The sequence below is a fragment of the Ramlibacter sp. genome (genome assembly GCF_013697775.1).
Lineage (GTDB): Bacteria > Pseudomonadota > Gammaproteobacteria > Burkholderiales > Burkholderiaceae_C > Ramlibacter.
Map to the genome: position 1 here is coordinate 1 of NZ_JACCWG010000204.1, position 6,733 is coordinate 6,733.

General features: G+C 61.7%; 10 protein-coding genes. 7 read left to right on the plus strand and 3 right to left on the minus strand.

Features of this window, described 5'->3' with window-relative positions:
• Positions 1 to 118: 118 nt before the first annotated feature.
• A complete protein-coding gene (locus tag H0U68_RS10030; protein WP_296355126.1) occupies positions 119 to 484 on the plus strand; it encodes a hypothetical protein in 366 nt (121 codons plus the stop codon).
• Positions 485 to 834: 350 nt separating this feature from the next.
• Positions 835 to 1,578 (plus strand): hypothetical protein, encoded by a 744-nt coding sequence (locus H0U68_RS10035; RefSeq protein ID WP_296355128.1) that lies wholly within the window; start codon positions 835 to 837, stop codon positions 1,576 to 1,578.
• Here H0U68_RS10035 and H0U68_RS10040 read toward each other — a convergent pair.
• Together H0U68_RS10040 and H0U68_RS10045 are read right to left on the minus strand one after the other, a co-directional pair.
• On the minus strand, positions 1,524 to 1,817 hold the full coding sequence (locus tag H0U68_RS10040; protein ID WP_296355130.1) for a thermonuclease family protein: 294 nt from the start codon (positions 1,815 to 1,817) through the stop codon (positions 1,524 to 1,526). The genes H0U68_RS10035 and H0U68_RS10040 overlap by 55 nt on opposite strands.
• A gap of 356 nt (positions 1,818 to 2,173) precedes the next feature.
• Entirely contained in the window at positions 2,174 to 2,485 is a 312-nt protein-coding gene (locus tag H0U68_RS10045; RefSeq protein ID WP_296355132.1) for a helix-turn-helix transcriptional regulator, read from the minus strand.
• A gap of 738 nt (positions 2,486 to 3,223) precedes the next feature.
• Here H0U68_RS10045 and rplM point away from each other — a divergent pair.
• From rplM to erpA, 5 genes are all read left to right on the plus strand, one after another.
• Positions 3,224 to 3,682 carry a 50S ribosomal protein L13 gene (rplM, locus tag H0U68_RS10050; protein ID WP_296355134.1) on the plus strand — a complete coding sequence of 153 codons (459 nt, stop codon included), beginning with the start codon at positions 3,224 to 3,226 and terminating at the stop codon, positions 3,680 to 3,682.
• Entirely contained in the window at positions 3,679 to 4,071 is a 393-nt protein-coding gene (gene rpsI, locus H0U68_RS10055) for a 30S ribosomal protein S9 (protein WP_296355136.1), read from the plus strand. Before rplM ends, rpsI begins: the two co-directional genes overlap by 4 nt.
• A gap of 81 nt (positions 4,072 to 4,152) precedes the next feature.
• Positions 4,153 to 4,860, plus strand: a complete 708-nt coding sequence (locus H0U68_RS10060) for a DUF6776 family protein (protein ID WP_296355139.1) — start codon at positions 4,153 to 4,155, stop codon at positions 4,858 to 4,860.
• A 28-nt stretch (positions 4,861 to 4,888) separates the two neighbouring features.
• Positions 4,889 to 5,290: a polymer-forming cytoskeletal protein gene (locus tag H0U68_RS10065; RefSeq protein WP_296355141.1), complete on the plus strand. Its 402-nt coding sequence runs from the start codon at positions 4,889 to 4,891 to the stop codon at positions 5,288 to 5,290.
• A 65-nt stretch (positions 5,291 to 5,355) separates the two neighbouring features.
• Entirely contained in the window at positions 5,356 to 5,721 is a 366-nt protein-coding gene (gene erpA / locus H0U68_RS10070) for an iron-sulfur cluster insertion protein ErpA (RefSeq protein ID WP_296355142.1), read from the plus strand.
• Between the two features lie 176 nt (positions 5,722 to 5,897).
• On the opposite strand, the gene H0U68_RS10075 is transcribed toward erpA, so the two are convergent.
• Positions 5,898 to 6,733 (minus strand): anhydro-N-acetylmuramic acid kinase (locus H0U68_RS10075; protein WP_296355144.1); only part of this gene is annotated, 836 nt, incomplete at its 5' end.

Sequence of the window (6,733 nt, forward strand, 5' to 3'; positions counted from 1 at the left end):
GCTCCGGGCTTCGCCCTGCGCGACCGAGAGGCAGAAGTGAATGAACCCGGGTGGGTCAGATTTAATTCGGCGACCTTGCAGGAAAGTGGGTCAGATTTTAATCGGCGTTGACAACTGTATGTCCATACAGCATTTGGTGTGCAGTTCAGGAGTGCCGTGGGCCGTTGGGCGAGAGGTTGCCGCGCGAGAAGTGGGGCGCACCCGTGCAAGCAAGCTGTCGATCCACAACGCTAAGCACTACCTGTGCGCCACGGTGGAGAAGCAGGCCAAAACGGACACCGTGCCGGTGACCGTGCTGTTCCCGTTGTTCGACGTGCGGGTGCAGACCTATGACGGTGGGTTTATGGTGCTCGGGTACGCCATCAGCTCGGACATGCAGGCGCGCGTCATCCGGGACGTGCGGCTGGTACTGCGTGCCGGCGGAGAGGCCAACAGATCAGGTCATCGAATAGCAGCCCTCCTCCAGTCGAAGGATGCGCGCTAGCTGATCTGTAAGCACAGTGGCTCCGAGGAGGAGTCACATGAAAACGATCATCACGGTATGCACTCTGCTGGGGTCCGGGGCTGTGTATGCCCACGGTGGCGGCTTGGACGGCCAGGGGTGCCACACGAACCGGAGGCGCCAAGCGGGCGGAAGAACTACGCTGGTTGCTGACCGGGACGGGAGGTGCTGCACACGGTCGCGTTGGCCATTTGAAAGTGTTCGTGTACAGTCCCGTCGCCTTGTGTCGAATGGCACACATTCTGCTGGTGACCACTAAGTATCGCCGTCTGGATCGTGTGTTTAGTACCAAATAACTAAAATCCCGGCCGAATTGGTCAGGCGAGGTCCTGATGACGACGAACGTGTATGACAGTAATGTAGGACTGATGGCAACAGACTCGCGTTGGTCTGTGGAGTATGGTAATTACCTGATCTACGTGGACGACACGAGGTTCGACAAAATCGAACGCTACGGGGATGCAGTGTTTATGTTTGCGGGTGATGGTCACCGCATCCAGGCGTGGAAAACGTGGATTAGATCGGCTCCTGGGGATGATTCTCAGATGCCGGACTGCGAGAAGATGTGTGTGTGCATCGCCCGTGCCTCGGACAAGGCGGTGCTCTTCAAAGAGCGTCAGGACATCGTCAAGGACGGTGGGTATTTTGCGGGCTCTGGATCGAGGTACGCATACGTTTGCTGGAACGAGAACCGCGATGGCCAACGCGCCGTTGAGTCTGCCAAGACGTTCGATTCGTCGTCCGGCGGCGACGTAAAGTTTTTTGATTTCGTGTCGGGTGACCACAACCTGTTCAACCCCACCAAGGATGTCCAGGTTCAAGATGTGATCGATGCGCTGAACGACAGGGGAATGGTTATGGAGATTGCAATGAATGCCAACGAACAGAAGGCCCCTTTCAAGTTAAAGGATGTGACGGCCGCCAACGATCCGGCGCTGAAGGAGGCGCAGGGGAAATTAGCCAATGGCGAACTCTCGCCTACAGCACCGTGTGACGGCATGTACTCGGAGTGGACGGCCGATCAGAAATCAAAGCTGAAGGGTGTGCTGGGCGACGTATTTGGCTGGAAGAAATAACGCAGCCCTTCCCGGTGCTCCCCACTAAGGCCCGCTGCTGCGGGCCTTATTTTTTCCCCCTGAGCATGCCTCCATTCCCTAGGCGCTATCGGCTCAGTGTCAGCCCACAGCCCGCGCCTCTCCTCCTTCGCTTCCGTCTCGGCAGCTTTAACAGTTAAACTTTTCCCGTAGGCCGTGTAGAACCACGCCATGCCTGCGCGGGCTTGGGCTTCGCCGGCATCTTGCCCCCGACATTCCACACTGCAACGGTACGCCCGTATCGGTCAGTCTTTTTCCGGTCGGATGGTCGCCAGAGTTCCGAAGCACAGGGTCGTCAGCGACTGCCGCGAACGCTGCCCATAGGGCTGCCGTTTCTCAGGCGCGTCCACTTCGGACAGTCGAATCTTGGTCTGCCGGAAAGTGCCTTCCACACCGCAACGTGCAGTCAGGGTGTCGCCGTCAGACACCCCAACAATTAAACAGCTTTCGGCCGCCTGGGCGGGCAGGCAGAGCGCAAGGAAGGCGAGAACTGCGAGGTAGCGGGTGGGTAGGCATGACGCCCAGGATTTTCGCGTCTATCCCCCGGGATTACCTGGCAGTAATCCCCGAGGATTATTCAGGGCCGTTTCGCAGCTGCCAGTTCGGCCGACTCTGCGAGCTTGGCCCGCTCGCGCGCTGAGAGCTTCCCGGCTGCCAGGATGATCCTGGCGAGGGTGTCGTCAGTGGCGTAGAAGTAAGGCGCTGGCACCTCCAGGACTTCCGCGATCCGCTCCACCAGCTCAAAGTCGGGTGCTCGCTTGCCCAGCTCGTAGCGGTTCATCCGCGTACTGGCCGACGCCGGATCAAGGCCCGCTTCAATGCCAAGCGCCTCCTGCGAAAGCCCGGCCTGAAGCCGTGCCTCCTTCAAGCGCTTTGCGAAAACGGACATCTACCGGCACCTCTACAGCTGTAAAGGCGCCATGGTCCCGATTTGCGCTCCCACGGATGCTACCGTTTTGGTAGGATGACCGCTGTCACAGTGGAGGCAAGCATGGGAGAACAAGAGCGGCCGACGCCGCCAGTCCTGGCCGTCGTCATCGTCATGGCCGCAAACGCCCTGCTGGGGGCACTCTTGGCGTACCTTGAAGCACAGGACGCCCAGACGGTGGCGGCCACCGCGCAGGCGCCTTTCCGTGCTCCGAGCTGCCCCGTCTCCCACCGCTGACACGGGCCACGAGCAGCGCATTCCCGAGTCAAGGGAGCTTACTTTCAAACTGAGACACTACCGCCGGGCAGGTGGCAGCGCCTGCTCAGCTTCCTACAAGACCGTCAGCGATTCACCTAGTGCGGATAAGCATCCTGCTTACGGCCGCCGCTGCCGGGCGGCTGCACACTGAAGTTTCTCCAAGGTTAGTGATGCTCTCAGGGTTAGTAATGGTTCGGCCCCGCCTCGGCGGGGCTTTTTCTTGAGCGCGGCGCAAGTAGGGTTGAGCCAAGTCTTTGATTCTTCGTATAATCGCGGGCTTCGCAGCGCCTAGTGGCTCCGCTCGCGAAGACAGGAAGGCACCTTGCGGTGCCGTTGATGCGCCAAAAGCGCACTGGCCTGTCAGCCCACCTAAGAGGTCCCCTTCAGAGGGACGCCGACCGTGGAATAGAGCCCGCCACCAAACTTCACTCGAGAGTCTTTATGACCACCACTGTCAGCGCCAAGCCCGCTGACGTGAAGCACGAGTGGTTTGTGATTGACGCCACCGACAAGGTGCTCGGACGGGTAGCCAGCGAAGCTGCCCTCCGTCTGCGCGGCAAGCACAAGGCCATTTACACGCCTCACGTCGACACCGGCGACTTCATCGTCGTCATCAACGCATCCAAGCTGCGTGTCACCGGCAACAAAGAGACCGACAAGATCTATTACCGGCACACCGGCTATCCCGGCGGCATCCGCCAGGCGACCTTCAAGGAAATGCAGGCCAAGCATCCCGGCCGCGCCCTGGAGAAAGCTGTCAAGGGCATGCTGCCCAAGGGCCCGCTCGGCTACGCCATGATCAAGAAGCTCAAGGTGTACGGCGGCGGCGAGCATCCGCATACCGCCCAGCAGCCCAAGCCGCTGGAAATCGCCAACACAGGCAATGGGGTGTCCAAATGATTGGTGACTGGAACAACGGCACCGGCCGCCGCAAGAGCAGCGTGGCCCGTGTCTTCCTGAAAAAAGGCTCCGGCAAGATCACGATCAACGGCAGGGACATTCAACAGTTCTTCGGCCGCGAAACCTCGATCATGATCGCCAAGCAGCCGCTGGTGCTGACCGAGAACGTCGAAGCCTTCGACATTCAGTGCAACGTGCACGGCGGTGGCGAATCCGGCCAGGCCGGCGCGGTGCGCCACGGCATCACCCGCGCGCTGATCGACTACGACGCGACCTTGAAGCCCGCGCTGTCGCAAGCCGGCTTCGTCACCCGCGACGCCCGCGAGGTCGAGCGCAAGAAGGTCGGCCTGCACGGCGCCCGCCGCAGGAAGCAGTTCAGCAAGCGCTGATCCGATTCCAGCGACCGCTGGTCAAAGCCGCACAAGTTCACGCTTGCTGCGGCTTTGTTCTTTGGGCAGGATGCGCCGCAGATGAGATTCAAATTGTTGAGGAGGCGCCTGACCATCAGTGCGCCGCGCATGGCTGTGCGCAGCGCCTTCCCGTGGCCGCTGCGCTGGGCTGGGGTGGCGATCGTGCTGGGCTTTTGCGGCGCGATCGCGCTGTGGGCGTTCGAGAAAGGCAAGGACATCGCAGGGCTCGACACCGGCGCCAAGGAAGAGCTGTCGCAGCTGCGCACCGAAGTCGCCAAGCTGCGCGAGGAGCGCGACAAGGCGCAGTCCATTCTGAACACGTCGGGCAGCCTCATCACTGCGGAGAAGGCCACGCAGGAGCGCCTGGTGGCGCAGATCCGTACCCTGGAGGGGGAAAACCGCGCGTTGCGCGATGATCTTGGATTTTTCGAAAAGTTACGCCCGGCCAGCGGGACTGAAGGTGTCGCCATTCGCGGCCTGCAAGGCGAAGTGCTGAACGGCACCCAGCTCAAGTGGCAATTGCTGGTAATGCAGCCGGTAAAGAACGCGCCCGAATTCCGCGGCAAGGTGGAAATCAGCGTCTCCGGCGTGCTAGACGGCAAACCGTGGATGATGAGCCTTCCCGGTGGCGCCATGCCCCTGCAGTTCCGGCAATACCGCCGGCTGGAAGGAATGGTCGACCTGCCATCCCAGGCCGTTGTAAAAAATGTTTCCGCGAAAGTGGTGGAGGGAACAACAACCCGCGCCGTGCAGACGATTTCGCTGTGAAAATGACGCATCACGTTGAGGAGTACCCATGTTTGGCAAGAAGGCACAACCGCCGATCAAGAGCCTGATCGCGCACGGCACCCGCATCGAAGGGCACATCAAATTCAGCGAAGGCCTGCGCATCGACGGTGAAGTGTTCGGCAACATCCTCGCCACCAGCGAGCAGCCGACCATGCTCGTCATTTCGGAGGCCGCCACGGTGCAGGGCGAAGTCGTTGCCGACCACGTGATCGTCAACGGGACGGTGCGCGGTCCGGTGACTGCCCGCGAACTGATGGAACTGCAGCCCAAAGCGCGCATCGAAGGAGATGTGTCGTACATGGCGCTTGAAATGCACCAGGGGGCCGTCATCTCAGGGCAGATGAAGCCGCTGATGGTGGAAGGCGCCGAGGAAAAGCCCTTACTCAAGCTGGCCTCAAAGAGCGCCTGAGTTCGTGCCGAAGCGCGGGCTGGCTTACTATCCGTCAACGTCGAGTTATTTCCCGGAGTCCGCCCATGAGCGCTGTCGCTGAAAACATTTCCACCCAGATGCCCGATCCGCTGGTCTTCACCGACAGCGCGGCAGCCAAGGTGGCTGACCTGATCGCAGAAGAGGGCAACCCCGATCTCAAGCTGCGTGTCTTCGTGCAAGGCGGCGGCTGCTCCGGCTTCCAGTACGGCTTCACTTTCGACGAAGTCGCCAATGAGGACGACACGGTGATGAGCAAGAACGGCGTCTCCCTGCTGATCGACGCGATGAGCTATCAGTACCTGGTCGGCGCCGAGATCGACTACAAGGAAGACCTACAGGGCGCCCAGTTCGTCATCAAGAACCCGAACGCCACCACCACCTGCGGCTGCGGCTCCAGTTTCTCGACATGAAATTAACTTTGAAATTGCGCAGCAATTTCAAAGTTGTCTGATCAGTGCAAAAGGGACCGGCAAAGCCGGTCCCTTTTGCATGGGGGACTGCGCTGCATGTTATTTCGCCCAGTCCGTCGAGTTTTGATTGCATTGATCAGGCACTTTGAAATCGCTGGCGCGATTTCAAAGTGAATCTACGCCGGGTAGATCGCACCTAAAACACGGGCGCCTCGGGCGCCCGTGTTGCTTGTGAGCTCCAGTTTTTCGCGCAGCACCGCTTTGCGCGCCAGCCAAGCGAAGGCCATCGCTTCCACCTGCATCGGGGGCAGGCCTTGGGCGTCGCTGGACTCCACCTTGACCTGCGGCAATCGCGCCTGCAGCCTGGCCATCAGGTGGTGGTTGAGCGCACCGCCGCCGCAGACGATCAGGCGCTGCAGGTCTGGCGCATGGCGCAGCACGTCTTCGCTGCAGGCGCGTGCGGTCAGCTCGGCCATGGTGGATTGCACGTCGGCCGGCGCCGTGTTGGCGAAGCCGGCCAGCGCCTCTTCCAGCCAGGGCGTGTTGAACAGGTCCCGGCCGGTGCTCTTGGGCGGCATCTGCGCGAAGAAGGGGTCGGCCATCAGCAGGTCCAGCAGGGACGCCACAGGCCGCCCGGTGGCCGCCCAGGCACCGCCGGCGTCGTAGGCACGCCCGGTGTGGCGCGCGCACCAGAGGTCCATCAGGCAGTTGCCGGGGCCGCAATCGAAGCCGGTCATGGAGCCGTCGGCGCGCAGGACGGTGAGGTTGGCCATGCCGCCGATGTTGAGCACCGCCACGTTCTCGCCGCTGCGGCCGAACGCACCCTGGTGGAAGAACGGCGCCAGCGGCGCGCCCTGGCCGCCGGCGGCGACGTCGCGGCTGCGGAAGTCCGCCACCACGTCGATGCCGGTGAGCTCGGCCAGCAGGGCCGGCTGGCACAGCTGCACCGTGTAGCCGGTCCCGTCGAACTGCTGCGGCCGGTGCCGCACCGTCTGGCCGTGCGCGCCGATGG

What these genes read in the sequence shown, in the direction of transcription:
- H0U68_RS10045 (WP_296355132.1), bottom strand. Translation starts at nt 2,485, where the DNA reads ATGTCCGTTTTCGCAAAGCGCTTGAAGGAGGCACGGCTTCAGGCCGGG.
- erpA (WP_296355142.1), top strand. Translation starts at nt 5,356, where the DNA reads ATGAGCGCTGTCGCTGAAAACATTTCCACCCAGATGCCCGATCCGCTG.
- rpsI (WP_296355136.1), top strand. Translation starts at nt 3,679, where the DNA reads ATGATTGGTGACTGGAACAACGGCACCGGCCGCCGCAAGAGCAGCGTG.
- H0U68_RS10060 (WP_296355139.1), top strand. Translation starts at nt 4,153, where the DNA reads ATGAGATTCAAATTGTTGAGGAGGCGCCTGACCATCAGTGCGCCGCGC.
- H0U68_RS10030 (WP_296355126.1), top strand. Translation starts at nt 119, where the DNA reads ATGTCCATACAGCATTTGGTGTGCAGTTCAGGAGTGCCGTGGGCCGTT.
- H0U68_RS10065 (WP_296355141.1), top strand. Translation starts at nt 4,889, where the DNA reads ATGTTTGGCAAGAAGGCACAACCGCCGATCAAGAGCCTGATCGCGCAC.
- rplM (WP_296355134.1), top strand. Translation starts at nt 3,224, where the DNA reads ATGACCACCACTGTCAGCGCCAAGCCCGCTGACGTGAAGCACGAGTGG.
- H0U68_RS10035 (WP_296355128.1), top strand. Translation starts at nt 835, where the DNA reads ATGACGACGAACGTGTATGACAGTAATGTAGGACTGATGGCAACAGAC.